At 72.8% G+C, this 26,907-nt stretch carries 25 protein-coding genes and 1 pseudogene; 17 read left to right on the plus strand and 9 right to left on the minus strand.

Going from position 1 to position 26,907, the window contains the following annotated elements; translation table 11 throughout:
- Positions 1 to 33: 33 nt before the first annotated feature.
- The 5 genes and pseudogenes from OHB56_RS19200 to OHB56_RS19220 all read left to right on the plus strand — a co-directional run.
- Positions 34 to 468 (plus strand): annotated as a pseudogene (locus tag OHB56_RS19200) (ATP-binding protein); the annotation flags it as partial.
- A gap of 288 nt (positions 469 to 756) precedes the next feature.
- Positions 757 to 1,296, plus strand: coding sequence for a hypothetical protein (locus tag OHB56_RS19205; RefSeq protein WP_406354654.1), 540 nt, complete (start codon positions 757 to 759; stop codon positions 1,294 to 1,296).
- On the plus strand, positions 1,293 to 1,724 hold the full coding sequence (locus tag OHB56_RS19210; RefSeq protein WP_406354655.1) for a hypothetical protein: 432 nt from the start codon (positions 1,293 to 1,295) through the stop codon (positions 1,722 to 1,724). Before OHB56_RS19205 ends, OHB56_RS19210 begins: the two co-directional genes overlap by 4 nt.
- 88 nt (positions 1,725 to 1,812) lie before the next feature.
- Positions 1,813 to 2,160 (plus strand): hypothetical protein, encoded by a 348-nt coding sequence (locus tag OHB56_RS19215; RefSeq protein WP_406354657.1) that lies wholly within the window; start codon positions 1,813 to 1,815, stop codon positions 2,158 to 2,160.
- Positions 2,157 to 2,414, plus strand: a complete 258-nt coding sequence (locus OHB56_RS19220) for a hypothetical protein (RefSeq protein ID WP_326753392.1) — start codon at positions 2,157 to 2,159, stop codon at positions 2,412 to 2,414. Before OHB56_RS19215 ends, OHB56_RS19220 begins: the two co-directional genes overlap by 4 nt.
- Positions 2,415 to 2,690: 276 nt before the next feature.
- On the opposite strand, the gene OHB56_RS19225 is transcribed toward OHB56_RS19220, so the two are convergent.
- Positions 2,691 to 3,617 (minus strand): DUF3027 domain-containing protein, encoded by a 927-nt coding sequence (locus OHB56_RS19225; protein ID WP_326753393.1) that lies wholly within the window; start codon positions 3,615 to 3,617, stop codon positions 2,691 to 2,693.
- 396 nt (positions 3,618 to 4,013) lie between these two features.
- On the opposite strand from OHB56_RS19225, the gene OHB56_RS19230 reads away from it, so the two are divergent.
- The 4 genes from OHB56_RS19230 to OHB56_RS19245 all read left to right on the plus strand — a co-directional run bounded on the left by OHB56_RS19230 (position 4,014) and on the right by OHB56_RS19245 (position 7,849).
- Positions 4,014 to 5,456 carry an MFS transporter gene (locus tag OHB56_RS19230; protein WP_326753394.1) on the plus strand — a complete coding sequence of 481 codons (1,443 nt, stop codon included), beginning with the start codon at positions 4,014 to 4,016 and terminating at the stop codon, positions 5,454 to 5,456.
- Positions 5,457 to 5,602: 146 nt separating this feature from the next.
- Entirely contained in the window at positions 5,603 to 6,100 is a 498-nt protein-coding gene (locus OHB56_RS19235; protein WP_326753395.1) for a DUF2771 domain-containing protein, read from the plus strand.
- Between the two features lie 107 nt (positions 6,101 to 6,207).
- On the plus strand, positions 6,208 to 6,903 hold the full coding sequence (locus OHB56_RS19240) for a futalosine hydrolase (protein ID WP_326753396.1): 696 nt from the start codon (positions 6,208 to 6,210) through the stop codon (positions 6,901 to 6,903).
- The gene (locus OHB56_RS19245) at positions 6,893 to 7,849 is read left to right on the plus strand and encodes a 1,4-dihydroxy-6-naphthoate synthase (protein ID WP_406354659.1); all 957 of its coding nucleotides are present in this window, start codon (positions 6,893 to 6,895) and stop codon (positions 7,847 to 7,849) included. The genes OHB56_RS19240 and OHB56_RS19245 overlap by 11 nt, the downstream gene beginning before the upstream one ends.
- A 10-nt stretch (positions 7,850 to 7,859) precedes the next feature.
- Here the strand turns inward: OHB56_RS19245 and OHB56_RS19250 are convergent, their stop codons facing one another.
- Positions 7,860 to 8,243: a cold-shock protein gene (locus OHB56_RS19250; RefSeq protein ID WP_042169034.1), complete on the minus strand. Its 384-nt coding sequence runs from the start codon at positions 8,241 to 8,243 to the stop codon at positions 7,860 to 7,862.
- A gap of 164 nt (positions 8,244 to 8,407) precedes the next feature.
- On the opposite strand from OHB56_RS19250, the gene OHB56_RS19255 reads away from it, so the two are divergent.
- On the plus strand, positions 8,408 to 8,659 hold the full coding sequence (locus OHB56_RS19255; protein ID WP_326753397.1) for a hypothetical protein: 252 nt from the start codon (positions 8,408 to 8,410) through the stop codon (positions 8,657 to 8,659).
- On the opposite strand, the gene OHB56_RS19260 is transcribed toward OHB56_RS19255, so the two are convergent.
- Positions 8,635 to 9,306, minus strand: a complete 672-nt coding sequence (locus OHB56_RS19260; RefSeq protein ID WP_406354661.1) for an HAD family hydrolase — start codon at positions 9,304 to 9,306, stop codon at positions 8,635 to 8,637. The two genes, OHB56_RS19255 and OHB56_RS19260, sit on opposite strands and share 25 nt — an antisense overlap.
- A gap of 56 nt (positions 9,307 to 9,362) precedes the next feature.
- Positions 9,363 to 10,493, minus strand: a complete 1,131-nt coding sequence (locus tag OHB56_RS19265; RefSeq protein ID WP_406354663.1) for a hypothetical protein — start codon at positions 10,491 to 10,493, stop codon at positions 9,363 to 9,365.
- Positions 10,494 to 10,612: 119 nt separating this feature from the next.
- On the opposite strand from OHB56_RS19265, the gene OHB56_RS19270 reads away from it, so the two are divergent.
- From OHB56_RS19270 to OHB56_RS19280, 3 genes are all read left to right on the plus strand, one after another.
- Positions 10,613 to 13,249 (plus strand): helicase C-terminal domain-containing protein, encoded by a 2,637-nt coding sequence (locus tag OHB56_RS19270; protein ID WP_406354665.1) that lies wholly within the window; start codon positions 10,613 to 10,615, stop codon positions 13,247 to 13,249.
- A 46-nt stretch (positions 13,250 to 13,295) separates the two neighbouring features.
- A complete protein-coding gene (locus OHB56_RS19275) occupies positions 13,296 to 13,670 on the plus strand; it encodes an iron chaperone (protein ID WP_406354666.1) in 375 nt (124 codons plus the stop codon).
- Positions 13,671 to 13,884: 214 nt separating this feature from the next.
- On the plus strand, positions 13,885 to 15,528 hold the full coding sequence (locus tag OHB56_RS19280; RefSeq protein ID WP_326753402.1) for a DNA repair helicase XPB: 1,644 nt from the start codon (positions 13,885 to 13,887) through the stop codon (positions 15,526 to 15,528).
- A 540-nt stretch (positions 15,529 to 16,068) separates the two neighbouring features.
- On the opposite strand, the gene OHB56_RS19285 is transcribed toward OHB56_RS19280, so the two are convergent.
- Positions 16,069 to 16,272, minus strand: coding sequence for a hypothetical protein (locus OHB56_RS19285; protein WP_055596311.1), 204 nt, complete (start codon positions 16,270 to 16,272; stop codon positions 16,069 to 16,071).
- A gap of 447 nt (positions 16,273 to 16,719) precedes the next feature.
- On the opposite strand from OHB56_RS19285, the gene OHB56_RS19290 reads away from it, so the two are divergent.
- Positions 16,720 to 18,912 (plus strand): HelD family protein, encoded by a 2,193-nt coding sequence (locus OHB56_RS19290; RefSeq protein WP_406359150.1) that lies wholly within the window; start codon positions 16,720 to 16,722, stop codon positions 18,910 to 18,912.
- A gap of 21 nt (positions 18,913 to 18,933) precedes the next feature.
- Here the strand turns inward: OHB56_RS19290 and OHB56_RS19295 are convergent, their stop codons facing one another.
- From OHB56_RS19295 to OHB56_RS19305, 3 genes are all read right to left on the minus strand, one after another.
- On the minus strand, positions 18,934 to 19,644 hold the full coding sequence (locus OHB56_RS19295) for a copper homeostasis protein CutC (RefSeq protein WP_326753405.1): 711 nt from the start codon (positions 19,642 to 19,644) through the stop codon (positions 18,934 to 18,936).
- 134 nt (positions 19,645 to 19,778) lie between these two features.
- Entirely contained in the window at positions 19,779 to 20,459 is a 681-nt protein-coding gene (locus tag OHB56_RS19300; RefSeq protein ID WP_406354669.1) for a maleylpyruvate isomerase family mycothiol-dependent enzyme, read from the minus strand.
- 166 nt (positions 20,460 to 20,625) lie between these two features.
- The gene (locus tag OHB56_RS19305) at positions 20,626 to 22,857 is read right to left on the minus strand and encodes an ABC transporter permease (protein WP_406354671.1); all 2,232 of its coding nucleotides are present in this window, start codon (positions 22,855 to 22,857) and stop codon (positions 20,626 to 20,628) included.
- Between the two features lie 260 nt (positions 22,858 to 23,117).
- On the opposite strand from OHB56_RS19305, the gene OHB56_RS19310 reads away from it, so the two are divergent.
- Positions 23,118 to 23,855 carry a TetR family transcriptional regulator gene (locus OHB56_RS19310; protein ID WP_326753408.1) on the plus strand — a complete coding sequence of 246 codons (738 nt, stop codon included), beginning with the start codon at positions 23,118 to 23,120 and terminating at the stop codon, positions 23,853 to 23,855.
- Here OHB56_RS19310 and OHB56_RS19315 read toward each other — a convergent pair.
- Positions 23,806 to 24,711, minus strand: a complete 906-nt coding sequence (locus OHB56_RS19315) for a DUF3800 domain-containing protein (RefSeq protein ID WP_406354673.1) — start codon at positions 24,709 to 24,711, stop codon at positions 23,806 to 23,808. The two genes, OHB56_RS19310 and OHB56_RS19315, sit on opposite strands and share 50 nt — an antisense overlap.
- Positions 24,712 to 25,084: 373 nt before the next feature.
- On the opposite strand from OHB56_RS19315, the gene OHB56_RS19320 reads away from it, so the two are divergent.
- Together OHB56_RS19320 and OHB56_RS19325 are read left to right on the plus strand one after the other, a co-directional pair.
- Positions 25,085 to 25,756: a hypothetical protein gene (locus tag OHB56_RS19320; protein WP_406354674.1), complete on the plus strand. Its 672-nt coding sequence runs from the start codon at positions 25,085 to 25,087 to the stop codon at positions 25,754 to 25,756.
- Between the two features lie 10 nt (positions 25,757 to 25,766).
- Positions 25,767 to 26,900 (plus strand): GNAT family N-acetyltransferase, encoded by a 1,134-nt coding sequence (locus tag OHB56_RS19325; RefSeq protein WP_406354676.1) that lies wholly within the window; start codon positions 25,767 to 25,769, stop codon positions 26,898 to 26,900.
- Positions 26,901 to 26,907: the final 7 nt, after the last annotated feature.

Here is a 26,907-nt window from a genome sequence, read left to right on the forward strand (position 1 = left end):
TCACGGTACGCACGCACGGGCACGCTGAGTGACATGAATCAGAAAACCGCCGAACCGGCGACTCCCGTCCGCAACTTCAACGTGCGGCTCTCCCCCACTCCGCGCGGCGCCCGCCTCGCCCGCCTGCTCGGAGCGGAACAACTCCGCTCCTGGGGAATGCCCATGGACCCGGCCCGTCAGATCATCGCGGAGCTGGCCTCCAACGCGGCGACCCACGGCCGCGTACCGGGACGCGACTTCCGGCTCACGCTCTACGTCGTCGCCGACACCCTCCGCGTCGAAGTCACCGACACTCGGGGCGAACGAATTCCCGAGTCACACGCACAAGTGCCCGATCTCGATGCCGAGTCCGGCCGAGGTCTGTTCCTCGTCGAAGCCCTCGCCGACCGCTGGGGCGTAACCGAAGGCCGCTTTCCTCACAAGATCGTCTGGGCCGAACTGCGCCTCACCACACCGGAACCCGATTTCTTGAGCTCCGGTGCCTCGGGCGCCTTTTCCAAAGAAACACGGGGGAGAAAGAACCCCACCGAACCCCACCCCTCCTCCCATCCGGAGGCCAACTCCCAAACTCACTCGGGCGGGTGAACATCACCGGTCGGGCTGGATTTCCGGACCCCCCACACCCCTACGCTCAGCGCGACAACCGCAGACCAAGCCGCTGATCGCCGATCACCGGCCGCGGACGTACTTCGGCCCCCGCCGGGACTGGCATCCCAGTGCGAGGGCCTGACCAACAAGGAAGCGAACACCTTCCCGATGGATATCCAAAACCCTAGCGCGCCCTCGCGCGCCCAGTCAGCCGACGGCGCCGATCGGCTCCACTCCTGGGCGACCCGCCGACCCCCTGTACGCCCCACCGCGCACCCCACGGCCGGCGTCGTCCACGAGAACACCCGCCACACCACCCGCTTCACGGTGATCGGCAACCACCTCGCCCAGCACCGGGAACTCTCCCTCCTGGCGATCGGGCTGGCCTGCCACATCCAGTCCCTCCCCACCGGGGCCCGCAGCGACATCAAGACCCTCACCGCCCGCTTCGACGAGGGCTCCACCCGTATCGCCGCCGCCCTCCGCGAGCTCGAGGCCCACGGCCACCTCCGCCGCGAACTCCACCGCACCCCTACCGGCCGCATCGTCACCCGCACGGTCTCCTGCAACCAGCCAGGGGCCGCCCGCCCCTCCCACGCCCACCCGGAGCCCGCGACTCCGCCGCCCCCACCACCCGCGGCCGAGGAGCCCTCGCCCCACCGGGCGAAGCCCCTCGCGCACCCCACGAACCCCGTAAGCCCCGCATGAAGCGCCCCCTCTCCTCCGTACCACAGCCCGCCTGCGCCGCCCCGGCCCTCCTCCAGCAGGCCGCCGACCTGCTCACGGGCCTGCACCACCACGCCCCCGGCTTCCTCCTCTCCGCCTGCGACACGGACCACCTGGCCCCCGGCGTCGCCGCCTGGCTCGAACACGAGGTCGCCCCCGCCGCCGTACGCCATGCCCTGGCCACCGACCTCCCGCCCGAAGGCGTACGCCGCCCCGCCGCGCTCCTCGCCCACCGCCTCACCGCTCAACTCCCGCCCCCACCCCCGTTCCGCGCCCCGGCCGACCCGCCGGCCGAGTGGCACCGCATGCGCAACTGCGACGGCTGCGACCGCGGCTTCCGTGCCCCCGAATCCCGGTCCCGCTGCCCCGACTGCCTCGCAGCCGCAAGCAATGGCCACGCCCCCTCTTGAACGGGAGAAACTCACCTTGATGTTCGCGCCCCAGCCCCCCGGCCGCCCCAGGCGACTAACCTGGCCTGTGCACTCCCGGGAGGACTCCATGAGCACACAGGCCGAACACGGGCATGAGCTGGCTCCCCGCCCCGAGCAGACCCCGGACGCCCTGCGAGCCGCCCTCGCCGTGGTCGCCCCGGGGCGTCTGCCGGAGATGCAGCGGACGAAGGACGAGGCCTTCGCCAAGGCCGTTGAATGGCAGTCTCTCAGCCCTGTACGCAGTTGGGTCCTGGCCTGGGCCCGGGACATCGAAATCGCCCGCCGCCCCGACCTCGCCACCCGCTACGTCCACGCCAAGGCCGACCTGGAACACGAGGACGCCGCCGTGGCTCATGAGGCTCTGCGGGAGCTGAGCACCGTCCTGGACGAGGCCATGGAAGCAGTACGCGCTTGAGCTGGACCTGGGAGTACGCCTTCGGCGCGGAGGAAGCCGCCCGCACCGCGCCACCCGCCTTCCTCGCCGAAGTGTCCCGCAAGGCCGACGAGCTGGTCAGAGCGGCAGAAGCACAACACCTGCACGGCCGCGCACATGCCGGGGACGACCCGCCAGGAGGAAGCATGGTCGTCCCCGGCGGAATGTTCACGTACCAGATCGTCGTACGCAGCCAGCGCGTCTACGTCATCCAGATCACCTACTTGGGCTTCTGAGACGGCACGCTCCAAGACGCTGCGGACCCCGGTGCCGAAATCAGGTGGTCAAGCGTCCCTGAAGGAATGGGGAACCGGGATTCCCGTCACGGACGTACGCGAAGTGGGGGGTGAAGACACGGCATGACATCTCCAGGCCCGAGCCGGCTGCCGGGGCCTGTCCGACCCACCCACCCCCATGACCGCGAGTCCCTGTCGATCTCCGTCCGGCCCATCACCCCGCACCGTACGCCGCGTCACTGACAACGCGGCCGGTTCGCGGGAGAGGGGCACCCCCTACGAGTGCCCCAGCTCCGCAGACGCCGCGTCCTCCGTCGCCGGGACCGAGCCGGAGTCGGGGATCGGGCGGAGGGGGAACGGGTCGACGCGGGTTTCGTCTATGACCGGGGCCGGGGGCTGGGGCGGCTTGGGCATGACCGCGGCCTCCGAGTGGCCGCCGCAGCCGTAGGACAGGGAGACCACGCGGCCGTCGGCCGGGGAGAACTCGTTGGCGCACACGCCGAAGGCCTGGCCCAGGGAGCCGCCGATCGACATGAGGAAGCCGCAGCTGACACAGGCCGCGGGGGCCGCCTGCGCCATCGGGGTCTTGGCGCCGAACGCCTCCTCCCAGCGGTCGGCGGCGATGTGCAGGCCGTAGCGGGACAGGACGCGGGCCCGGCGCATGCCGAGTTCCTCGGCGACCGACGCGATCGATCCGCGGGCGGGTGCGATCGTCAGGTCGGCCGGGGCGACCCCGGCGACCTCGGCGTCCTCCGCCTCGACCAGCTCGGCGAGTTCCGCGGAGACCGTGGAGTTCGGCGCCGGCTCGTCCTCGCCGGAGTAGCCGGGTTCCAGGCGCAGGTCCTCGGCGTCGGTGGGCAGCAGGTCGCCGGGGCCCATGTCACCGGGGCGCAGCCGCTCGCTCCACGGCACCCACTCCGGTGCGAGCAGCGCGTCGGGGCCGGGCAGCAGGACCGCCTCGTCCACCGTGACGATCTTGGCGCGGGAGGCGCGGGCGACGGTGACGGCCCAGCGCCAGCCCCGGTAGCCGAGCTCGCGGCACGCGAAGAAGTGGGTGACGACCCGGTCGCCCTCGGAGACGAGCCCTTCGTGCTCTCCGACGACCCCGGGCGCGGCGGCCTCCTCGGCGGCGGCACGGGCGAGGTCGACCGCCTCGGCGCACAGGCGGTCGGGGGTGCGGCTTCGCGTTGTCGCTGCGCTCACAGGTATCGCTTCTCTCCTACGCCGTCTCACGAGTGCGCAACTCCCAGCGCGGGGACGGACGGAGCGGACCGCAGGACCGCGTCGACGTCCGCGCCTATTCGTGCTCGGGCGCGCCTCCATCCATTCTGCGGGATGGCTGAGATACGCACGCTACCTTCTCACGTGCGTATGGCCTACACCGACGGTAGTTCTCGGGCCGCCCCGCGCCGGAATCCGCCCGGTCCACGGCACCTCGCACCAGCCGTCACACCCGTACCTCATCGGCGTGGCGGGTACCCAGCGGGGTGGTCGGCAGTCATTGCGCCGGTGCGGTGTTGCGCCGGACAGCGGCACGCGTCGGAGCCGTCACCATGGTTACGGCACTACGTACCGCCATATCGGGGCACTATGAACGTCGTGGCTACCGCGAGGACACCCCAGGGCGCCACCGGGACCGGTGAGGCGAACGGGGTCAGGGTGAAGGGAAAGGGCCGACGCGTCGGGACGGGCCGGACGGGTAGTCCGCTGCGTGCGCTCGGGCGCGGCCTGCGCTCCCCGGTGACCGGGACCGCGCGCGGAATCCGCCGCGCCACCCATGCGCACGGCGCCGGCGAGTCCGGGCTCGGCAAACTGATCGAACTGCACGGGGTGAACGGCGCCGGCGATGTCATGATCACCGTCGCGCTCGCGTCCACCGTCTTCTTCTCCGTGCCGACGGACGAGGCCCGTGGCCGGGTCGCCCTCTACCTCGCCATCACGATGGCCCCGTTCACGCTCCTGGCCCCGGTGATCGGCCCGCTCCTCGACCGCCTCCCGCACGGCCGCCGGGCCGCGATGGCGGGCGCGATGCTCGCCCGCGCGGTCCTCGCCCTGGTCCTGTCCGGGGCGGTCGTCACCGGCGGCATCCAGCTGTATCCGGCCGCCCTCGGCGTGCTGGTCTCCTCGAAGGCGTACGGGGTGGTCAGAAGCGCCGTCGTGCCCCGGCTGCTGCCCCCCGCGTTCTCCCTGGTGAAGGCCAACTCCCGGGTCACCCTCGGCGGGTTGCTGGCCACCGGCATCGCGGCCCCGATCGGCGCGGGACTCCACCAGATCGGCCCGCGCTGGCCGCTGTACGGGGCGTTCGTCCTGTTCGTGACGGGGACGGTGCTGTCGTTCACGCTGCCGTCGAAGGTGGACTCCGCGAAGGGCGAGGACACGGCGCTGCTCGCGGCGGACGAGACGCATCTGCACGGTCCGCACCTCCAGCCGGTCAAGCGGCCCGGCCTGCGCACGGTCGGTCCGGCCGTCACCCACGCGCTGGCCGCCAACGCGTCGATCCGCTGTCTGACCGGGTTCCTGATCTTCTTCCTCGCGTTCCTGCTGCGCGAGCATCCGATGAGCGGGCAGAGCGCCGCCGTGTCCCTGGCCGTGGTGGGCGTGGCGGCGGGCGCGGGCAACGCGCTCGGTACGGCCGTCGGGGCGTCGCTGAGATCCCGGGCGCCGGAGATCATCATCGTGACGGTGGTCGCCTGTGTGGTCGCCGTGGCGATCACCGCGGCGGCGCTGTTCGGCGCGGTCGTGATCGCCTGCCTGGCCGCGGTCGCCGGGTTCGCGCAGGCGCTGGCCAAGCTGTCCCTGGACGCGCTGATCCAGCGGGACGTGCCCGAACTGGTCCGCACGTCGGCGTTCGCCCGCTCCGAGACGCTGCTCCAGATGTCGTGGGTGCTCGGCGGGGCGATCGGCATCGCGATGCCGCTGATCGGGTCGCTGGGCCTGGCGGTGGGCGCCGCGATCGTCGCCACGGGCTGGCTGACCACCGTGCGCGGCCTGCTCGGCTCGGCCCGGCAGGGAGGGGGCACCGGGCGCGCGCGCGTGGCGTGAGCCCGTCCGCCGCACGACGGAGGTTCCGCACGACGGAGGTTCGGTACGGCGTCGGCGCGGCGTCCGCGCGCGAGTGGCGTAACGCTCCGGCCACGCCGTACCCCCGCGTGGGGAGCGGACGGGGCGCGCCCGATAGCCTTTCGTCCATGACCACGTTGCCTCGCGGCGCAGCCGCTCCGAGTGCCCGCGCCGTGCGACGCCGCCGTGTCGTCGCCACCGCCGGCGCCGTATCCGCCGGACTGCTCGTCCTCTCGGCCTGTGACAAGCCGACGGCGATCTCCACCCTCACCGTCGGCAGTTCCTCGGTGAGCTCCGAGGCGACCTGCGGTGGCCACGGCGAGGCGCTGAAGGCCTCCGACGTCACCGAGTGCCTGCAGGACAAGAGCGTCAAGGAGATCACGGTCGACCCGGACGAGACCGTGCGCTTCGGTGTCGACCCGGAGATCGCGGACAAGGGCTGGACCATCCTGATGAACGGCCAGCCGCTGACCGACTCCAGCACCAAGACGTACCGCACCATCCCCGGCAGCGTGTTCTTCAACGCCCAGTACGGCGCCCAGGGCAACTCGACCCTGGTGTCGGTCAAGGAGGGCGAGAGCAACGCCACGGGCCTGTGGTCCTTCCGTCTGAAGAAGGACGCCTGATCGACCCGGCCGGCCCGCGCAGCCCTAAAAGCCCCGGCGGCCCCGATACGTCCGCCGCACCCGGGACCCCCGCCCGTACGGGGCTGAGGGCCCGGGGCGGCATCCTCGTGGCCACCGCGGTCCCCGCCGAGCGGGACGCGGTGGCCGGGGCGTTCCCGGGGGCCTCGCACGAGGTCGCCCTGCCGGGAGTGACCGTGGTCGAGATCGCCGACGGCCCCGACGTGCTCGCCGCCGGTGTCGGCCCGGCCCTCGCCGCCGCCTCCACGGCCACCGCCCTCACCGCCGCCGCTCTGACCGGCCGCCCCTACGACCTCGTCGTCTCGGCCGGGATCGCCGGCGGTTTCGCGCCCCACGCGCCGGTCGGCTCGCTCGTCGTCGCCGACGAGATCACCGCGGCCGACCTGGGCGCCGAGACGGCGGACGGCTTCCTGCCGGTGACCGCCCTCGGCTTCGGCACCGTCACCCACCTGCCCCCCGCCGCCCTGATCCGTGACGTGGCCGCCGCGACCGGCGCGCTCACCGGCGCCGTCCTCACCGTGTCGACGGTGACCGGCTCCGCGGCCCGTGCCGCGCACCTCGGCGACCTGCACCCCCGCGCGCTCGCCGAGGCCATGGAGGGCTTCGGGGTCGCCGAGGCCGCCGCCGCGCACGGTGTGCCCGTGCTGGAGATCCGGGCGGTGTCGAACCCCGTCGGCCCGCGCGACCGCGCCGCCTGGCGCATCGGCGACGCCCTGACGGCCCTCACCGAGGGCTTCGGGAAGCTCGCGCCCGTCCTGGAGAGTTGGAACCGGCATGACCAGTGAATCCCGTGAGCCCGACGAGTCCGGCCGGTCCGGCGCGTCCGGCGTGCAGCAGTCCGCGACCGGTGACCGGCCGCTGGACATCGCGTACTCCCCCTGCCCGAACGACACCTTCGTCTTCGACGCCCTCGCGCACGGCCGCGTCCCCGGCGCGCCCGCCCTCGACGTCACCTTCGCCGACATCGACATCACCAACGGCATGGCCGAGCGCGGCGAGTTCGACGTGCTGAAGGTGTCGTACGCGGCCCTCCCCTACGTCCTCGACGAGTACGCTCTGCTGCCCTGCGGAGGCGCGCTCGGCCGCGGTTGCGGCCCGCTGGTGCTGACGCGGGACGAGGGACATGGGGGCGCCTCCCTGCTCGAGTCAGGCCGAGAGCTCGGGGGACCGGGCGTCCGTACGGTCGCGGTGCCGAGCGAGAAGTCGACGGCGTACCTGCTCTTCCGCCTCTGGGCGGCGGACACCCTGCCCGGCGGGATCGGCGAGATCGTCGTCATGCCGTTCCACGAGATCATGCCGGCCGTGCGGGACGGAAAGGTCGACGCGGGACTCGTGATCCACGAGGCGCGCTTCACGTACCGGAACTACGGGCTGCACAAGCTCGCCGACATGGGCGAGCACTGGGAGCGGACCACCGGACTGCCGATCCCGCTCGGCGCGATCATCGCCAAGCGGTCCCTCGGCCCGAAGACCCTGACCCTGCTCGCCGACTCGGTCCGCGCCTCCGTACGGACCGCCTGGGACGACCCCGAGGCGACGCGTCCGTACGTCATGGAGCACGCCCAGGAGATGGACCCGGCCGTCGCCGACCAGCACATCGGGCTGTACGTCAACGAGTTCACCGCCGACCTCGGCGAGGACGGCTACGCGGCGGTGCGGGGCCTGCTGACGCGCGCGGCGGCCGAGGGACTGGTACCGCCCCTCGGCCCGGACGCGCTGCGGTTCCCGTAGCGGGGTCCCCTCACACGTCCAGCTGGTCGGCGACGGCGCGCAGGAGTCCGGCGATCTGCTTCCCGGAGGTGCGCTCCGGGTAGCGGCCCCTCTCCAGCATCGGCGTGATGTTCTCCAGCAGGGTCGTCAGGTCCTGGACGATGGAGGCCAGCTCGTCGGGCTTCTTGCGCTGGGCCGCGGCGACCGACGGGGTCGGATCGATGACGGTCAGGGACAGGGCCTGATCGCCGCGCTGCCCCGCGACCACGCCGAACTCGACGCGCTGGCCCGGTTTCAGCGTCTCGAGTCCGGCGGGGAGGACCGAGGAATGGACGAAGACGTCACCGCCGTCGTCACGGGAGAGAAAGCCGAAGCCCTTCTCACTGTTGAACCACTTGACTTTGCCGGTAGGCACGTCTGTCCTCGTCCTCGTACTCGTCGGAAACTGCTTCTGAAAACGGCTCTTGATAGCACTCGGGCGGGTCCCGGTGACCCGCCGCTCCCCAGGCTAATGGTCTTCGGGCAGGTGACAAGACTGTCTCCGGGTTGTTCCCTCGGGCCAGGAACTACCCTGGTCGGGTGGCTGACAAAACCCAAGCGAATTCCCCGGCTCCCGGAGACGGTCTGGTCCGTGCCGGCGGCATCGTGTTCATCATCGGCGCCGTGGCCACTCTGGTCACGGTGGCCCCGCTGTTCCTCGGAATCGAGGCCTTTCCGACGTACATGTTCGTACTGAGCATGCTCATGGGCGTCGGATTCCTGATGGCCGGCGCGGGCGTGCTGCGCTCGGCCGCGGCGGGACGCCGTCAGGCGCGTGCCGCCGGGAAGTAACCCGGTCGGCCCCCGTCGTCCCGGCCGTTCACGTGGTCCGAGAGCCAGCCGGGGAATTCCGTCAGGTCGGTGAGGACCACGTCCGCGCCGGCCTCCCGCAGTTCCGCGGGGTCGCAGGGGCCGGTGGCGACGGCGACGGCCAGCGCGTCGGCGGCCCGCGCGCCGCGCACGTCGCCCACGTGGTCGCCGACGTACACGCTCGCGCCGTGCTCGCGCAGCGCCAGCGCCTTCTGCTCGGCCCACAGGTCGCCGATCACGGCGTCCGGTTCGATGCCGAGGTGGGCCAGGTGCAGCTTGGCGTTCGGCTCGTGCTTCGCGGTGACGACGACGGCCCGCCCGCCCGCCTCGCGTACGGCGGCCATCGCCTCGCGGGCGCCGGGCAGCGCGGGCGTGGCGGCGATGGCGTAGGCCGGGTACATCGCCCGGTACAGGTCGGCCACTTCGTCGATCCGCTCCGCCGGGAACCAGTTGCTCAGCTCGTCCGCGAGGGGCGGCCCCAGCCGGGTGACGGCGAGATCGGCGTCGATGGGGGTCCCGGTCCGCTCGGAGAGCGCCCGGTAGCAGGCGCGGATGCCGGGCCGGGAGTCGATGAGCGTCATGTCGAGGTCGAAGCCGACGGTGGGCGGAAGAGCGGTCGTGGAGGCCATACCCGCCATTGTGCCCAGTGCACGCACATAACAGGCCGCGGGCGTTGCGCCCCCGCTCAGCGGGGGCGCTGGGAGCGCCAGATCAGGAACAGGGCCGAGGCGACGGCCGCGGCCCGGACCACCCAGGGCCAGGTCTCGGCGACGGCGTCGCCCATGGTGCCGTCGGCGATGGGGGTGCCCCAGCGCTCCTCGGTCCTGCCCCAGAGCCAGACGGCTCCGCCCGTGAGCGCGAGACCGGGCAGGACGATCACCGCCCACTTGATCTCGGCCCGGGTGAGGCGGCGGGAGGCGTAGACGATGACCCAGCCGATGAACAAGGCGAACAAGTTGCCGAGCACGGCGCCCACGACCAGCAGGCCCGCGGCGACCAGGAGCAGGGGATTGCTCCAGCCGCCGGACGGCAGGCGCGGGAGCCGGCGGCGGGTGGCGGAGCCGCTTTTCCCCGCCCCGGCCTCGACGGCGGCGGGGGCCCCGTCGGCCTGCGGAGCGGTGCGCGCGCCGGGTACGGACGGCCCGGCCACCTTCCCGCCCTTCCCGCCCGGCCCGTCGGCGCCGTCGGCGTCCTTCCCGTCCTTCGCGTCCTTGGACGGCGGGGCCTTGAGCAGTTCGGGGATCTCCACGCCGCCGATGAAGCCGGGGACCGAGTCGCCGACGCCGAAGGGGCTGCTGTCCACCCGCCACCAGTCGGGCTGGTCGGCGCTGTCGCCGAGTTCGTCCATACCGGCCTGGTGCGGTGCGGACGGCCCGGCGGGGGCCGCGGTCGGGTCCCCGGCCGGGCGGGGGCGGGGGACGGCACGGCGCAGGACGTTCTTCGCCCGCTGGGCGCGGTCGCCGGCCCGCTGGGCGGGAACGGCGGCGGTCGCGGGCTCGGACTCGGGCTTGCCCAGGGTGGCGCCCCCGTTCCCCTCCGCCCCCCGGGCCGCCCCCTCGGAGCCGGAGGAACCGGGAAAACCGGAGGAGCCGGTGGAGGCCGCCGTCACGACCTCGTCCGGGGTGCCCATGCGGGAGATGATGCGGCGCACGGCGGTCGGGGAGTCGACGACGGCCTTCGCCCGGCGCCGGTCGATCTCGTCCCGCAGGCCGGCGACCAGACGCATACGGGTCGCCGACGGCAGCTGCCGCTGCTGGGCCACGTCGCCGACGCGGCTCAGATACTCGTAGACGACCTGGTCACTCTCGATACCCACGAAGTCCCCTCCGGGGCGGATGCGTTGGCGGACGACGTCGGACGACGGTACCGCGAGTCCGGCCGCCCGGCCCAACTCCACGCACCCCACCGGCGCACCCACCCGCTACGGTGATGCGGATGAGCACCGAGGAGAAGCCCGCGGCGGCCCCCCGATCCCTCGCGGAGGCGCTCCGGGGACGGGGCGACGCCGAGCTTGCCGCGCTCCTGCGCAGCCGGCCGGACCTCGTCACGCCCGTGCCCACCGACCTCACCCAGCTGGCCACCCGGGCCGGTACCCGTGCCTCGGTCGTCCGTGCCCTGGACCGGCTGGACCTTTTCACGCTGCAGACCGCGCAGGCGCTGGCCGTGGCGGCGGATCCGGCGCCGTACGACGAGCTGCTCGGGCTGCTGGCGGGCGACGAGGGCGACCGTGCGGTGCCCGCCGCGCTGCCGGGTGCCGTGCGGACGCTGCGCGAGCAGGCGCTGGTGTGGGGTGACGACGACCGGCTGCGGCTGGTCCGTACGGCCCGTGAGCTGCTCTCCCCCTCCCCGCAGCACCCCTCGCCGACGGGCCTCGGCCCGACCGTGCGGGAGGCGACGGCCGGGATGTCCCCGGGGCGGATCCAGGAGATCGTCACGACGGTCGGACTGCCCTCCACGCACGACTCGGTCTCCGCCGTGGCGGAGCTGACCGGGCTGTTCACGGACCGGGAGCGGATGGCGGAGCTGCTGGCCGAGGTGCCGTTCGAGTCGCTGGAGGTGCTGGAGCGGCTGGTCTGGGGGCCGCCCTACGGTCAGGTCACCGCCGATCCGGCGACCCGGTTGCGCCGCCTGCTGGACCGGGGGCTGCTGCTGCCGACCGCGCCCGGCACGGTCGTCCTGCCGCGGGAGGTGGCACTGCATCTGCGCGGCGGGCGGGCGCACCGGACGGTGGAGCCGGTGCCGCCGCCGGTCGGGGCCGCGGCCACGCACCCTCCCCAGGTGGTGGACGCGACGGCGGCCGGGCAGGCGTACACGGCGCTGGCGACCGTCGAGGAGCTGCTGAAGGACTGGGACGAGGGCGGCCCGGCGGTGCTGCGGTCCGGCGGGCTGAGTCTGCGGGACCTGAAGCGAACCGCCGTCGCCCTGGACGTGACCGAGCCGGTCGCCGCGTTCTGGGTCGAACTGGCCTATGCGGCCGGCCTGCTGGCCTCCGACGGCGAGGCCGACGAGCGGTACGCGGCGACCCCGGCGTACGACACCTGGCGGGAGCGGCCCGCCGCCGAGCGCTGGACGACGCTGGCTGCGGCGTGGCTGACGGCGACCCGGACGCCGGGACTGGTCGGCGGGCGGGACGCGAAGGACCACACCCTGTCGGCCCTGGGCCCGGGGCTCGACCGGTCGGCGGCGCCCGAGGTACGGCGCCGGGTGCTGACGCTGCTCGCGGGGCTGCCGGAGGGGGCGGCCCCGGACGCCGGGTCGGTGACGGAGCGGCTGCGGTGGGAGCGGCCGCTGCGCGCGACGGACGGGGCCGCCGGTTCCGGTTCCACGGGCTCGGGCACAGGCGGGGGCGACGCTCTGCGCTCGCGGCTCGCCCGGTGGACGCTGACCGAGGCCGAGATGCTGGGCGTCACCGGCCGCGGCGCGCTGTCCGCGCACGGACGGGCCCTGCTCGGGATGCCCGCGCCGAAGGCGCACGCCGAGCGGACGGACCGGTCGCCGGAACCGACCGGGCCGGGCGACCGGCTCCCCGTCCATCACCGGCCGGCCATCCCGCCCCCGGACTCCCCCGCCCCGTCCTCTCCCCTCCTCACCGCCCTCACGCCCGCCGAGCAGGCCGCCGCGTCCGCCGCCGCCGCCCGGCTGCTCGCCCCGCAGCTGCCCGAGCCGCTGGACCACGTCCTGCTCCAGGCCGACCTGACGGCGGTCGCGCCCGGCCCGCTCCAGCGGCCGCTCGCGGACATGCTGGGGGTGCTGGCGGACGTGGAGTCGAAGGGCGGGGCGACCGTCTACCGGTTCACGCCGGGCTCGGTACGCCGTGCCCTGGACGCCGGCCGGGCCGCCACCGATCTGCACGCCTTCCTCGCCACGCACTCCCGTACCCCGGTGCCGCAGCCGCTCACGTATCTGATCGACGACGTGGCCCGCAGGCACGGGCATCTGCGGGTGGGCGCGGCTTCCGCGTACGTACGCTGCGACGACGACGCGATGCTGCACGAGATCCTCGCCGACAAGCGGGCCGCGGGACTGGGCCTGCGCCGGCTCGCGCCGACCGTGCTGGCCGCGCAGGCCGATCCGGCCGGCCTGCTGGAGGGGCTGCGCCGGATGGGGTTCGCGCCGGCCGCCGAGTCCGCCGAGGGCGACGTCCTGATCACCCGCGCCGACGCCCGCCGCACTCCGCCGCGCGCGGCACCCGAGCCGGTCCCGGAGGGGCCGCCGGTGCCCGACGACACGCTGCTCGCGGCGGCGATCCGCGCCGTCCGCGCCGGTGACCTCGCCTCGACCGTCCCGCGCAAGGCCAAGGCCGGGGAGGCGGACGCCGGGGCGGGGAGCGGTGAGCTGCCGCGCACCGGGTCCGCCGAGACCCTCGCCACCCTGCAGGCGGCCGTCCTCACCGGCGAGTCGCTGTGGATCGGCTACGTGAACGCGGAGGGCGCCGCCAGCCAGCGCGTCATCGCCCCGGTCCGCGTCGAGGGCGGCTTCGTCACGGCGTACGACCACACGGCCGACGAGGTGCGGACGTACCCGCTGCACCGGATCACCGGGGTCGCGGAACTGGCGGACGAAGAGAACTGAGCGGACTCCACCGTCCGGGGCGGGTCTCCCCGCGTACGCTGCACCCATGGCGCAGAGCACGGCGGCGGACGTCGACAGCTACCTCTCCGAGGCCCCGGAGGGGCGCAGGGCCGCCCTGACCGAGCTGCGGCGGTTGTGCGGGGAAGAACTCAAGGGCTTCACCGAGGTGATGGCGTACGGCATGCCCGCCTACGAGCGGGACGGCACGGCCGAGATCGCCTTCGCCTCACAGAAGCGGTACGTCTCCTTCTACCTCATGCGCAGCGACGTCCGCGCGGCCTTCGAGGACCGGCTGGCCGGGCACGACATGGGCAAGGGCTGCCTGCGGTTCCGCAAGCCGGAGGACGTGGAGAGCATCGACTTCGGCCTGGTGCGTGATCTGCTGCGCGCCACGGCGTCCGGACCGGGCACGGTCTGCTGAGGGAGTCGGTCTGCCGGCGGATTCGGTCTCCTGCCGGCGGATTCGGTCTCCTGCCGGCGGATTCGGTCTCCTGCCGGAGCGTCGTCCGCCGCCCCTGTGGCTGCCGTCCCTGTGGCTGCCGTCACTCCGGCCCTCAGGGGACGGGCGATCAGGCAAACTGGACGTTTGGCCTTGCAGTGCCCGTGCCGAGCCCGTCGCAGAAAGGCAGCCGCGCGTGAATGGTCCGCTCATCGTCCAGTCCGACAAGACGCTTCTCCTGGAAGTCGACCACGAGCAGGCCGGTGAGTGCCGTCGCGCCATCGCGCCGTTCGCCGAGCTGGAGCGGGCGCCGGAACACATCCACACCTACCGGGTGACCCCGCTCGGCCTGTGGAACGCGCGGGCCGCCGGCCACGACGCCGAGCAGGTCGTGGACGCGCTGGTGAAGTACAGCCGCTACCCGGTGCCGCACGCGCTGCTCGTCGACATCGCCGAGACGATGGACCGCTACGGCCGGCTCAGCCTGCTCAAGCACCCGGCACACGGTCTCGTCCTCACCAGCACCGACCGGCCCGTGCTGGAGGAGGTGCTGCGCTCCAAGCGGATCGCCCCGCTAGTCGGCGTCCGCGTCGACCCGGACACGGTCGCCGTGCACCCCTCGGAGCGCGGGCAGATCAAGCAGGTGCTGCTGAAGCTGGGCTGGCCCGCCGAGGACCTCGCCGGGTACGTGGACGGCGAGGCGCACGACATCGAACTGCGCGAGGACGGGTGGGCGCTGCGCCCGTACCAGAAGCAGGCGGTGGAGAACTTCTGGCACGGCGGCTCCGGCGTGGTCGTGCTGCCCTGCGGCGCGGGCAAGACGCTCGTCGGCGCCGGTTCGATGGCGCAGGCGAAGTCGACCACGCTGATCCTGGTCACCAACACCGTCTCGGCCCGCCAGTGGAAGCACGAGCTGGTGAAGCGGACCTCGCTGACCGAGGACGAGATCGGCGAGTACAGCGGGACGCGCAAGGAGATCCGGCCCGTCACCATCGCCACCTACCAGGTGCTGACGACCCGCCGGAAGGGCGTCTACCCGCACCTGGAACTGTTCGACTCCCGGGACTGGGGCCTGATCCTGTACGACGAGGTGCATCTGCTGCCCGCGCCCGTCTTCAAGTTCACCGCGGACCTCCAGGCCCGGCGGCGGCTGGGTCTGACGGCGACGCTGGTGCGGGAGGACGGCCGCGAGTCGGACGTGTTCTCGCTGATCGGACCGAAGCGGTTCGACGCGCCGTGGAAGGAGATCGAGGCGCAGGGATACATCGCGCCCGCCGACTGCGTCGAGGTCCGGGTCAACCTCACCGACTCCGAGCGGATCGCGTACGCCACCGCGGAGACGGAGGAGAAGTACCGCTTCTGCGCGACGACCGCCACCAAGCGGAAGGTCACGGAGGCGATCGTCCGGCGGTTCGCGGGACAGCAGATCCTCGTCATCGGGCAGTACATCGACCAGCTGGACGAGCTGGGCGAGCACCTGAACGCCCCCGTCATCAAGGGCGAGACGTCGAACGCCCAGCGGGAGAAGCTGTTCGACGCGTTCCGGGAGGGCGAGATCAGCGTCCTGGTCGTGTCCAAGGTCGCGAACTTCTCGATCGACCTGCCGGAGGCCACGGTCGCCATCCAGGTGTCGGGCACCTTCGGGTCCCGGCAGGAGGAGGCCCAGCGGCTGGGCCGGGTGCTGCGCCCCAAGGCGGACGGCCACCAGGCCCACTTCTACTCCGTCGTCGCCCGCGACACCATCGACCAGGACTTCGCGGCCCACCGCCAGCGGTTCCTGGCGGAGCAGGGATACGCGTACCGGATCATGGACGCGGACGAGCTCCTCACGGAAAGCTAGCCCCGCGGGAGGGCCGGCCGTGCGCGAGGGCCGGCCCTGGGGCAGGTTGAACACCAGCAGGATGACGAACAGCGGCGGCAGCAGCGAGAGCGCTGCCGCCCGGGCACGCGGAACCGACCACCGGATCCTCCACGGCAGCGGCCAGGACACGAGCCAGGCGCGGAAGGTCAGGACGCCGCCGAGGGCCGTCCCCCGGTGGACCACGTCCAGGGCGGTCGTCAGGGCCTGCGAGCAGTCGTCGGGACCGCAGCTGCCGGTCGCCATGACGTACATCGCCGCCGCCGGCAGTGCCACCGGCCCCAGGACCGTCAGGAGCACGGTCGCGATCGTGGGCGCCGCCCAGGCCCAGCGGTCCTGGTCAGGCGGGTCGGGCACCGCCCGCATCAGGGGGCGGAGGGGTCCTGGCTCGGGGAACCGGTCAAGCCGAGCGACGGGGCCCGGACAGGGGCGTACGTACTCAGCCGGTACCTGTCCGCGTACTCAGCCCGCGCGACTGCGGGCGGGGGCGGGGTGGGCCGGGCCGGAGGCTCGGGCGGGCCGTTACCTCCGGCGAACGCCCGCCTCCTCGTTGTACTCACCGAGGACGGTGACCGAGAAGAAGCTCTCGACGAAGACCCGGACCGCGCGCAGGGCGTTGCCGATGCGGTGCGGGGAGTGCGGGACGGAGCCGGTGGCGGTGGCACCGCGGTGCGGGGCGCCCGGGCCACGGGCCTGATTGCCTGGGGTGAAGGTCGCTGTACTCATGTGTCCAGAGTGCGCCTGATCACCCATTCGGGGCATCGGTCCCCGGGCCCGTCTTCGGGTCCCGTCGCGTACGCCCCGAGACGCACGGTCTCCCCTTCGAGGAGTACCCGCGCCCCTGAGAGCCCTGAGGGGTCCGGAACCCCGAGCCTCGAGACCGGGGCGAAGGAAGGGCGGACCGGCGGGACGAGGAGACCGGCAGGACGAGGGGACGAGGGGACGAATTAATCGTTCGCCCCCGGTGCGGGAGCCGACTAGAATCTCCCGCTCGCCCCGGCCACTGGAACGGAAGCAGTCCGGGGCCTTCCCGCCTCCCTCGTCGGAGTGCCACCGCCCGGACGGAAACCGGACGGTCCGCCGTGCCGTGATCACGCGGCATCACCGCCAGCACCAGCCGGAGGCAGACCCGTGCCCGCGCACGTCCCCGAACCCACGCCCGCCACCCCAGCCATGCCCGCCACCAGCGCCGACACCGACGCCGACGGCGATGTCGGCGGCACCGTCACCGTCGCCGTCGACGCCGGAGGCCCCCTGGCCCGCGAGCGTTCCCACCTCTCCGCGTCCCGTGCCGCCCTGCGCGCGATGCGCGAGGACGTCGAGGCCCTCGACATCCGCGACGTCACCGCGAACTGGGTCAACGCGCAGATCCTGGAGCGGCAGATCGGGGACCGGATCAAGGCCCTGGCCGACCTCAGCGGCACCCCGTTGTTCTTCGGCCGCCTCGACTACCTGCACGCTCCGGGTGCCGCGGAGGCGGAAGGGGCGCGGGGAGAGCGCCCGCAGCCGGAGGCTGCTTATCAGACACTGCACATCGGACGTCGGCATGTGCACGACGCCGACGGCGACCCGATGGTGATCGACTGGCGGGCGCCGGTCTCGCAGCCGTTCTACCGGGCGTCCGGGAAGGACCCGATGGACGTCGCGCTGCGCCGCCGTTTCGGCTACACCGGCGGGGACCTCACGGCGTACGAGGACGAGCACCTGTCCGACCCGGCCGCGGTGACGTTCTCCGGCTCCGCCGGGGGCGCCGTCACCAGCAAGCTGCTCCAGCAGGAGATCGAGCGCCCGCGTGTCGGCCCGATGCGGGACATCGTCGCCACGATCCAGCCCGAGCAGGACGAGATCGTACGGTCCGGCCTGTCGGGCAGCGTCTGCGTGCAGGGAGGTCCCGGCACCGGGAAGACGGCCGTCGGCCTGCACCGGGTCGCCTACCTGCTGTACGCCCACCGCGAGCGGCTGGCCCGCACGGGCACGCTGGTGGTCGGGCCGAACCGGTCCTTCCTGCACTACATCGAGCAGGTGCTGCCCGCGCTGGGCGAGCTGGCGGTCGGGCAGGCGACGGTGGACGACCTGGTGGCCCATGTCGAGGTACGCGGGACGGACGACGCGCGGACCGCGCTCGTCAAGGGCGACGCGAGGATGGCCGAGGTACTGCGCCGGGCCCTCTACGCGCACGTGACCCTGCCCACCGAACCGGTCGTCGTCGTGCGCGGCTCGCGCCGCTGGCGGGTACCGGCGTACGAACTGGAGGAACTGGTCCGCCAGTTGCTCGACCGGGACATCCGCTACGGTGCCGCCCGCGAGGCCCTGCCGCAGCGCATCGCGCACGCCGTGCTGGTGCAGATGGAGCGGGCCGGAGAGGCACCGGACGACAGGGTGCAGGACACGGTGGCCCGCAACAGCGCGGTGAAGGCGGCCGTGAAGGCCGTCTGGCCGGCCGTCGACCCGGCGAAGCTCGTCCTGCGGCTGCTGGCGGACCCGGAGTTCCTGGCCGAGCACGCGGCCGGACTGCTCGACGAGGACGAGCGGAAGGCGATCCTCTGGGCGAAGCCGGCGCGGTCGGTGAAGTCCGCGAAGTGGTCGGCGGCGGACGCGGTACTGATCGACGAGGCCACCGACCTGATCCGGCGCACCCATTCCCTCGGGCACGTGGTGCTCGACGAGGCGCAGGACCTCTCCCCCATGCAGTACCGGGCGGTGGGACGGCGCTGCACGACCGGTTCGGCGACCGTCCTCGGCGACCTGGCCCAGGGCACCACGCCGTGGGCGACCCGAAGCTGGGAGGAGGCGCTGGGCCACCTGGGCAAACGGGACGCGGTGATCGAGGAGCTGACCGCCGGTTTCCGTGTCCCGACGGACGTGATCGCGTACGCCTCCCGGCTGCTCCCGCACATCGCGCCGGGCCTGACGCCGGTGGCGTCGATCCGTGACAACCCCGGCTTCTTCTCGATCCGCCCGGCCGCCGCCGATGCCGACGCCGACAGGACGAGCGAGGGAACCGGTGGCGGGACCGATGACGTGCTGGCGGCCTGCCGCGAGCTGCTGGCCCGCGAGGGCTCGGTCGGCCTGATCGCCGCCGACGCCCGGGTCCCGGAGCTGGCTCGGGCCTTGGCGGAGGCGGGCATCGGCTACGTCGCGCCGGGCGAGGAGACGACGTACGACACCCGGCTCACCCTGGTTCCGGCGTCCCTGGCGAAAGGCCTGGAGTACGACTACGTGGTCCTGGACGAACCGCGCGCCGTGGTCGACGGCGAGCCCGACGAACGCACCGGCCTGCGCCGCCTGTACGTCGCCCTGACCCGCGCGGTCTCGGGCCTGATCGTGACGCACGCAGCCCCCCTGCCGGAACAGCTGCTGGACTGAGCCGGTCCGGCGAAGCCGGTGTCAGTCTCCGTCGGCCGCCCCGTCCACCACCCTGCGCCATTGCGCGACGGCTTCCGCCGAGACGGGCCCGGTCCAGCCGTCGGGCCGGGCCGCGCCCCCGATGTGGAAGGCACGGATGCCGGCGGCGAGCAGGGTGGGCACCTGCTCCAGCCGCAGGCCGCCGCCGACGAGCAGTTCCTGCTGGTAGCCGGGTTCGTCCTCTCGCCCTCGCCGGGCCTCGGCGAGCAGGGTGGGCAGCCCGTCGGCGACACCGCCGGGCGCGCCGGCCGTCAGGTAGGTGTCGAGGCCGGGCAGCCCGTCGAGCTGCTTGCGGAGGGCGTCGCGGTCGGCGGCGCGGTCGATGGCGCGGTGAAAGGTCCAACGGCAGCCGTCCAGCGCGCCGACGACCCGCTCCACGGCGTCCAGGTCCACCCGGCCGCCGGCGTCGAGGAACCCGAGGACGAACTCCTCGGCCCCGGCGTCCCGCATCTGGTGGGCCGTGCGCGCCAGCCGGTCGGGGTCACCGGCGGCGAACCCGTCGGCGAGGCGCAGCATCACCCGCAGCGGGAGGCTCACGGCCGCGCGGACGGCGGCGACGGTGGCGGCGGAGGGGGTGAGCCCGTCCGCCGCGATGTCGGTGACCAGCTCGAGCCGGTCCGCGCCTCCCGCTTGGGCGGCGACCGCGTCCTCGGCGTCGAGGGCGATCACCTCCAGGACTGCACGCTTGCTCATGGAACCCCATTCCTCGGCATCAGGGCACGGATCGTCGACGACCAGAGCCCGGAAAGCCGGAGGCCTAGAGGTCTAGTCCAATCCAGCCTACGCCCGCCGACCGGGGATCCGCGCCCCCGCACCCGCGGCCGGTCTCACTCCCCGAAGATGTTCAGCTCGGCGGCCTCCGCCCCGGCCAGTTCGTACGAGGCCCCGTTCACCGAGCGCCCCGCGTACAGCCGCACCAGCGTCGCCCCGTCCCCGATGTACCGCGCCGGAGGCCGCTCCCCGGAGACTTCCCCGAGCCGCAGCGGCTCGTCGGCGTCGTCGAGATCGGCGTGCAGCGGCAGATGCCCCTTCGCACCCGTGACGTAGGCCAGCAGATCGAGCGCGTACGGCAGCCCGTCCCCCGCGTACGCCCCGGGCTCCCCGAGCGCCTCGCGGACGTCCCCGGCATGCACCCACTCGCCCAGCGCGAGCACGTCCAGCACCCCGCCGGCCTTGGCGATCACCGTCCCGGCCTCGGTCATCCCCCGCTCCAGCTCGTCGACCACCCGCTGGTTGCTCCAGGCGCCCCGCTCGGCGATGTCCCGTTCGTTCGACGCGGGCGAGAACACCCCCTTCTCGAACCGGCTCTCCACCACCCGGGTGAGCGCGGCCGAGCAGTGCGCCAACACGTCCCGCACGGTCCACCCCGGACAGGCCACGACCGGCCGGCCGAAATCCTCCTCCGCCCGGCCCCGCAACAACGGGACCAGCACGTCCCGCTCCACGGTCAACAACCGTCCGGGAAGTTCGGGTTCACGCACGCCATGCACATCAGCAGGAGTCGTCATGCGGGCCAAGCTAGTGGCGGCTCGAGGCCCTGTCGCGGTTCAAGGCCATATCGCAGCTCGGCGCCGGCAGAAGCGAGAAGCCTCCGCCGCTCCCGCAAGGGGAGCGGCGGAGGCTTCGTCCGTGGGCCGGCCGGCGCTGCCGAGCGTCGTCGGGCCCGGACGGGGATCAGGTCGCCGGTACGGGTTCCCGTTCGTCGTGCTCCTTCGCGGAACCGGAGACCGGGGCCGGACCGCCGGTGGCATCGGACGTGCCGGAGCTGTCGGAACCAAGCCGCGTGCCCGGTGCCTTCTTCTCCCGGTGGGCCAGCCACAGGTCCACCAGGAACTGCAGGACCAGGCCGGCCGCGCCCCAGATCGCGATGGTCAGGAGGTTGCGGCCGATGCCGTGGCCGTCGAAGTAGACCAGCGAGCGAGCGGTGTCGACGGCGGCCGGCAGCGGCAGGACGTCCTGGAGGGTGCGGAACAGGTCGGGGACCATGTAGACGGACATGCCGCCGCCGGAGGCGGGGACACCGGCCAGCATCAGGACCAGCATCACGGGGATGATCGCGGCGAGGCCGAACGACCGGGTGAAGACACCGGTCGCCAGCGAGACGCAGAAGACGGTGAGCGCGCCGAAGCCGATCATCTCGAAGGCGTGGCCGTTGACGGCGCCGATCAGTATGTCGAAGAGGAACCACAGCCACACCGAGATGCCGACCGCCCAGCCGGCGAGCTTCACCACGAAGTGGCGCAGCCGCGTCAGCTCCGGGGCGCCACCGCGCAGGACCGCCATGATCAGGAAACCGGCCATGATCCAGGACATGCCGATGTACATGCTGTTGCTGCCCATGGTGTCGTCACTGGTCAGCGGCTTGATGTCGGTCAGCTCCAGGGGCATCTCCTGGCCGGCGGCGACCTGCTGGAACACCGCCCGCAGCGCCATCTGCTGGCTCGCGCCGGCCGCCGAGGAGCTGTACAGGGTGGCTCCGCCGTCCGCCGTGGTCGGCAGGACGTAGGCGCCGACGACCTCCTGCTCCAGGATCTGGTCCTTGACCTCGTCGACGGAGGTGCCGGTCCGGATGTCGAGCATGTCGCCGAGCTGCGGCTTCAGGCCCTCGGCCATCTGCTCGGCCTGCCCGGCGTCGGCGGCGACCACGACCACGGGCAGGTCGTGGACCTTCGGCTGGTGCATCGAGGCGCTCATGCTGCCGACCACGCCCACCAGGATGGCCAGCGGGAAGGCGATCGCGGCGAAGTAGCGGACCTTCGGGGACCGCACCGGGCCGCCGGCCAGCGCGGGCAGCGGGGTGCTCACGTCGGTGACCGGGGGAGCGGCCGGGATCGCGGTTCCGGAGCGGCGCTCCTTCAGCAGCGCGAGCACGAAGGCGACGACGATCCAGACGACCAGCGGTATCAGGTAGCCGCCGGCACCACGGTCGTCGAAGTACAGCAGGGAACGCAGGGACTCGCCCGCGGCGGGCAGCGGCAGCACCCCGTGCAGGAACTGGAAGAAGCCCGGCATGCTGTGGAGGGACAGCGCCAGGTTGGACGCCGGCATGCCGAAGACGACCCACAGCAGCATCCCGAACAGGACGGCGAGCGGCCCGACGAGCTTGGTGAAGAGCATCTGCGTCATGCCGACCGCGCCGACGGTCAGCATGCCGACGCCGAGGAACTGCAGGTAGTGGCCGTCCACGGCGCCCACGACCGGGCCGAGGATGGTCCAGATGACGGTGCTGGTCACGGCCGCCCACCCGATGAGGAGGGGGACGAACCGGCGCAGCGTCAGCAGGAACGGCAGCGACATCGTCAACACGCTGAGCGGCACATAGCCGGCCAGCATCATGCCCATGCCCGCGAAGAGGACCGCGGTGCCCGACATGTCCCCGTCGGGGAGTGGAGCGGCGTCCTCGGTCGCGATCTGCCACTGGTTCTCGGCGGCCACCGGGGCCAGGAGCTGCTGGACCGTGCTCGCCTGGGAGGCGCCGCCGGCCGACGCCGTGTGGATCACGGCCTCGCCCCGGCCGCTCATGGGAATCTCGAAGGCTCCCGTGACCTCGCGGTCCTCGATCAGGTCGAGCGCCCCGTCGGCGGTGGCGACCAGCCGCGGCGCGAGGGGGTCGCCCGGCAGGGAGTCCAGCGCGGAGACGACCTTCTCCGCCGTCTGCCCGGAGCCCACGACGGCCACCGGCATGTCCTTGGGGGCGGGCGCGTGCATGGTCCCGACGTAGGTCGCGTACATCATCGTCACCATCAGGAAGGGCATGGCGAAGAGGGCGACGTAGCGGCCGATCCGGGTCTTGCGGTCTTCCACGCGGGGCGCGCCGGGCAGGCCCGGGGCGCGGGGCGCGCCGGGAGAGCCGGCCGGGCCGGGCGAGGGGCCGCCGGCGGACGGGGCGGTGGTGGAGGGCTCCACGAAATCTGGCTCCTTGTCGAAGGCAAAGGCGAAGGGGTGGGGCATCGGGCGGCCGGCCGTCCGGCCGAGGAAGGGTGTGGTCCTGCCAGGGCTCCCGGCTCCCGGCTGCGGGAAAGCGAGCCGGGGAGCCGAGGAGCCCGACAGTAAGTCACTCGACTTACGAACCTGTCACCAATGTAAGTCACGTGACTTACATCCATGTGCGTGGGTTACGTTGTCGATTCCGCCACGCACGGTCACGCAGGAGATGACGACTACCGATGGCCAGATCAGAGGCGGCGCGCACCGCGCTGCTCGATGCCGCCGAACGCCTCTTCGTCCAGTCGGGCATCTCCCACGTCTCGGACCGCAAGGTCGCCGAGGCCGCGGGGAACACCAACCACTCGGCCGTGGGCTACTACTTCGGCGGCCGCGAGGGCCTGCTGCGCGCGCTGCTCGCGCGCCATCTGAGGGCCCTGGAGGAACCGCGCCGGGCGATGTTCGAGCGCTCCGACTCGCTCCTGGACGACGTCCGCGCCCTGGTGGTGCCGGTGACGGACAGCCTCGCCGAGCTGCCGCAGCCGACCTGGCGGGCACGGTTCGTCAGCCAGGCGATGCACGATCCCGTCGCCACCGAGTTGGTGCGCGGCATGGCGGCGGAGGCACCCACCGCCACGCTGATCATCCGGTCGGTGGTCTCCCACCTCGGCCATCTGCCCCGGGAGATCGTCCGGGGCCGGGCCACCCTGATGACCCACATCGTCATGTCGGCGTGCGCGGACATGGAGGAGCGCGCCGAACGCGACGGCGAGCCGCCGCACTGGCACGCCGCGGGCGACTTCCTCTCGGACTCCATCGCCGGAATGCTGACGGCCCCGGTCAGCCGGCGGCCGGAGACCTCCGAGGAAGGCAGGGGCGACGAGGAACACCCGCCTCAGCCGGGCGGGGACGCACCTCCCGCCGGACGCGCTACAACACGCTCCGCAGGCCCTCGCCATCCACCTGCTGCACGGGAATGACGATCTCGGACGCGACAGGTTTCCCCGGCCCGAACATCAGGCTCGACGGCTGCTCCGTCCGCCGATCGGACACCACGATCCCCCCACGCCACTTGCCCACCGGGTCCCGGTAGCGGAACTGGAGCTTCATCAGCCGCCCTCCGAACCGCTCCCTCAGCGGGCGGTACGCGTCGTCGCAGTGCACGTTCCACGTCACGTCGCTCAAGTAGGCGTGGCAAGCGATGGGGAACAGCAAGGAGGAGACGATCAGGTCGGACAGCTGGAGCAACGTGTGGGTGTCACTGTGGCCGAAGACCGGCGATTCGACGACGCCCTTGAGGAGGTCACCGCCCGCGCGGTACTTGCGCGTCGTGACGCAGTGCACGTTGGGTGCGTTCTTGGACTTGGTCCGGCTGTCGAGGATCATCACACCCCGCGCGTGACCGTCGAGCAGCTGAGCCTGGAAGGTCTCGTTCAGGCTCCCGACCGAGGTGCTGTAGACGCCGGTCTCGTCGAAGGCACGGCCTTCCTGCTTCACCCACACGCGGGCCAGGAGGCGTGCGCCGTGGCGCTCCAGCAGCCCGAGGACCGAGTCGACGAGGAGTATCGCCGCCCGCCGCCGATCACGGTTGCCCACACGGATGTCCTTGCGGACGTCGGAGCCCTTGATCTCCGTGTAGATCACTTCGGAGAGGCGCGAGGCGTTGCGCAACTGCGGCCGGTACCTCTTCTTGACGTTGAGGAAATCCCAGGTCAACTGCTTGATGTGGGAATCCTGAACGGTAAAACCACCGACGATGAGGACCGGCGGAGCATCCGGCTTGGCCGGGTCGAGAGTCTGACCGTTACCCGCCTCGTCGATGTAGCACAGGTACAACGATCCCTCCCGGAAAACACTCGGGCCGCCCCCGAAGGGGCGGCCCCAGGACCTGGTGCAGCCATATGCACCGTGCTTTGTTTACTGCCACCGATGCTCCCAAAACGGGCGGGAGCAAGTCAAGCGGAACGTCACTCTATGTTGACATTCGCTCTCTTTGGGTAAGCGTAGTGCGCTTGGGTGACGAAAGTGAACCGGACAGCCGGTGCCACGGCCAAGACGCTCCGGATCAGGAAGCCGGGTGTCGGTCGAGCCTCGGAGGAAGGCCGGCAAGACGGCACCGGCCGCACGTCTCGCCCCGGCGCATCACCCCGCACACCCGAGCTCGGCCTTCGCCCCGCCACCCCGCCCGCCCCACAGCCACAATGGCCCCATGACCGACACCGACGCCCTGCGCGAGCGCTTCGTCCGGGCCCTGGACGGAGCCCGGGGTCAGGGATCGGGCGCCGAGCCGCCCGATCCCACCCCCTATGCCGACCACCTGCTCGGCCGCTGGCAGGAGGATCAGCGGCGGTATCACACCGTCGCGCACCTCACCGCGGTCCTCGACCGGGTCGACGAGCTGGAGGCGCACGCGGACGACCCCGACGTCGTACGCCTCGCCGCCTGGTTCCACGACGCCGTGTATCTGCCCGACCGGTCCGAGAACGAGGAGCGGTCGGCGCGGCTGGCCGAGCGGGCGCTGGCCGAGGCCGGGGTGCCGGAGGCGAAGGCCGCCGAGGTGGCGCGGCTGGTGCGGCTCACCGTCACCCACGACCCGGCCGACGACGACCGTGACGGCCAGGTGCTGTGCGACGCCGATCTCGCGATCCTCGCCTCACCCCCGTCCGCGTACGCCGCCTACACCGCCGCCGTCCGCGAGGAGTACCACTTCGTCCCCGGCGACGCCTTCCGCGAGGGGCGGGCCGCCGTACTGCGCCAACTCCTGGGCCTGCCCAGCCTGTTCCGCACGCCGTACGGGCGGGAGCACTGGGAGGCCACGGCCCGGTACAACCTCCGCGGCGAGCTGGAAATGCTGTCGACCCCGATGCCACCGCCCTCATAGCCTGCCCCTCATGCATGCTTCGGGAGCGGAACGACCGGCGGAACAGGTGGAGGAGGTCGTCGCGGACTGCGTGACGGCCCTGCGGGCGGTCGCCGACCGGGACTGGGAAGGCGTGCGGGCCGGGCGCCTGGAATGGGACTGCCGGGAGACCGCGGTACACATGGCCTCCGATCTCCTCGCGTACGCCGGCCAGTTGGCCGGCCGGGCGCAGGACGCTTACATACCCTTCGAGATCACTCTCGACGGCACCGACGACGGCTTGGACCCCGCCGACAACGCGGGCGTCCTCCAGGTGATCACCACGACCGGTGCCCTGCTCGCCGCCACGATCCGCACCACCCCGCGCGCGGTCCGCGCCTTCCACCCGTACCCCTTCCGGCACGCGAACCGCGAGGGCTTCGCCGCAATGGGTGTGGCCGAGGTACTGCTGCACACCCACGACATCGCCGAGGGCCTGGGCGTCCGGTACGAACCGCCCGCCGAACCGGCCTCGTTCGTCCTCACCCGGATCTTTCCGCGGGTCCGGCCGGGGCCCACCCCCTGGCAGACCCTGCTGTGGGCGACCGGGCGCGGCGAACTGCCGGGGCGCAAGCCCGTCGGCCCATGGCGCTGGAGCAACAATCCGGTGCTCCGCGGTGAGCGGCTCGACCTGGAGGGCCTCACGCCGGCGAGCGCCGCCGACCTCGGCGCGGGCGGCGACGGCGGCTTCGCATGGGTCGGCTCCGCTCCCGCCGAGGGCACCCGGGTGGGCGCCGGGATGATGGTCAAGCAGTACGAGGAAGGGGAGTTCCTGCCGGAGTGGACCGCGTACGTGCTGGTCCGGCGGGAGGACGACCTCGCCGTGGGCGCGATGGGGTTCCACAGCGCTCCGGACGAGGACGGACGCGTGGAGGTCGGCTACGACCTCGTCGAGGACGCCCGCGGCCACGGTTACGCCACGGAGGCGCTGCGCACCCTGTCGGCGTGGGCGCTGGCCCAGGACGGCGTACGGACGGTCACCGCCGTCATCGACCGCGACAACGTGGCCTCGCAGGGCGTCGTCACGCGCGCGGGCTTCACCAGGGTCGGCGAGGACGGGGCGAAGGGCGAGTACGTCTACGAAATCCGAGAGGTTCGAGGAGCCGGAGAGACCGGAGAAGCCTGAGAGGCCG

The organism is Streptomyces sp. NBC_01635 (assembly GCF_045209715.1).
Lineage (GTDB): Bacteria > Actinomycetota > Actinomycetes > Streptomycetales > Streptomycetaceae > Streptomyces > Streptomyces hirsutus.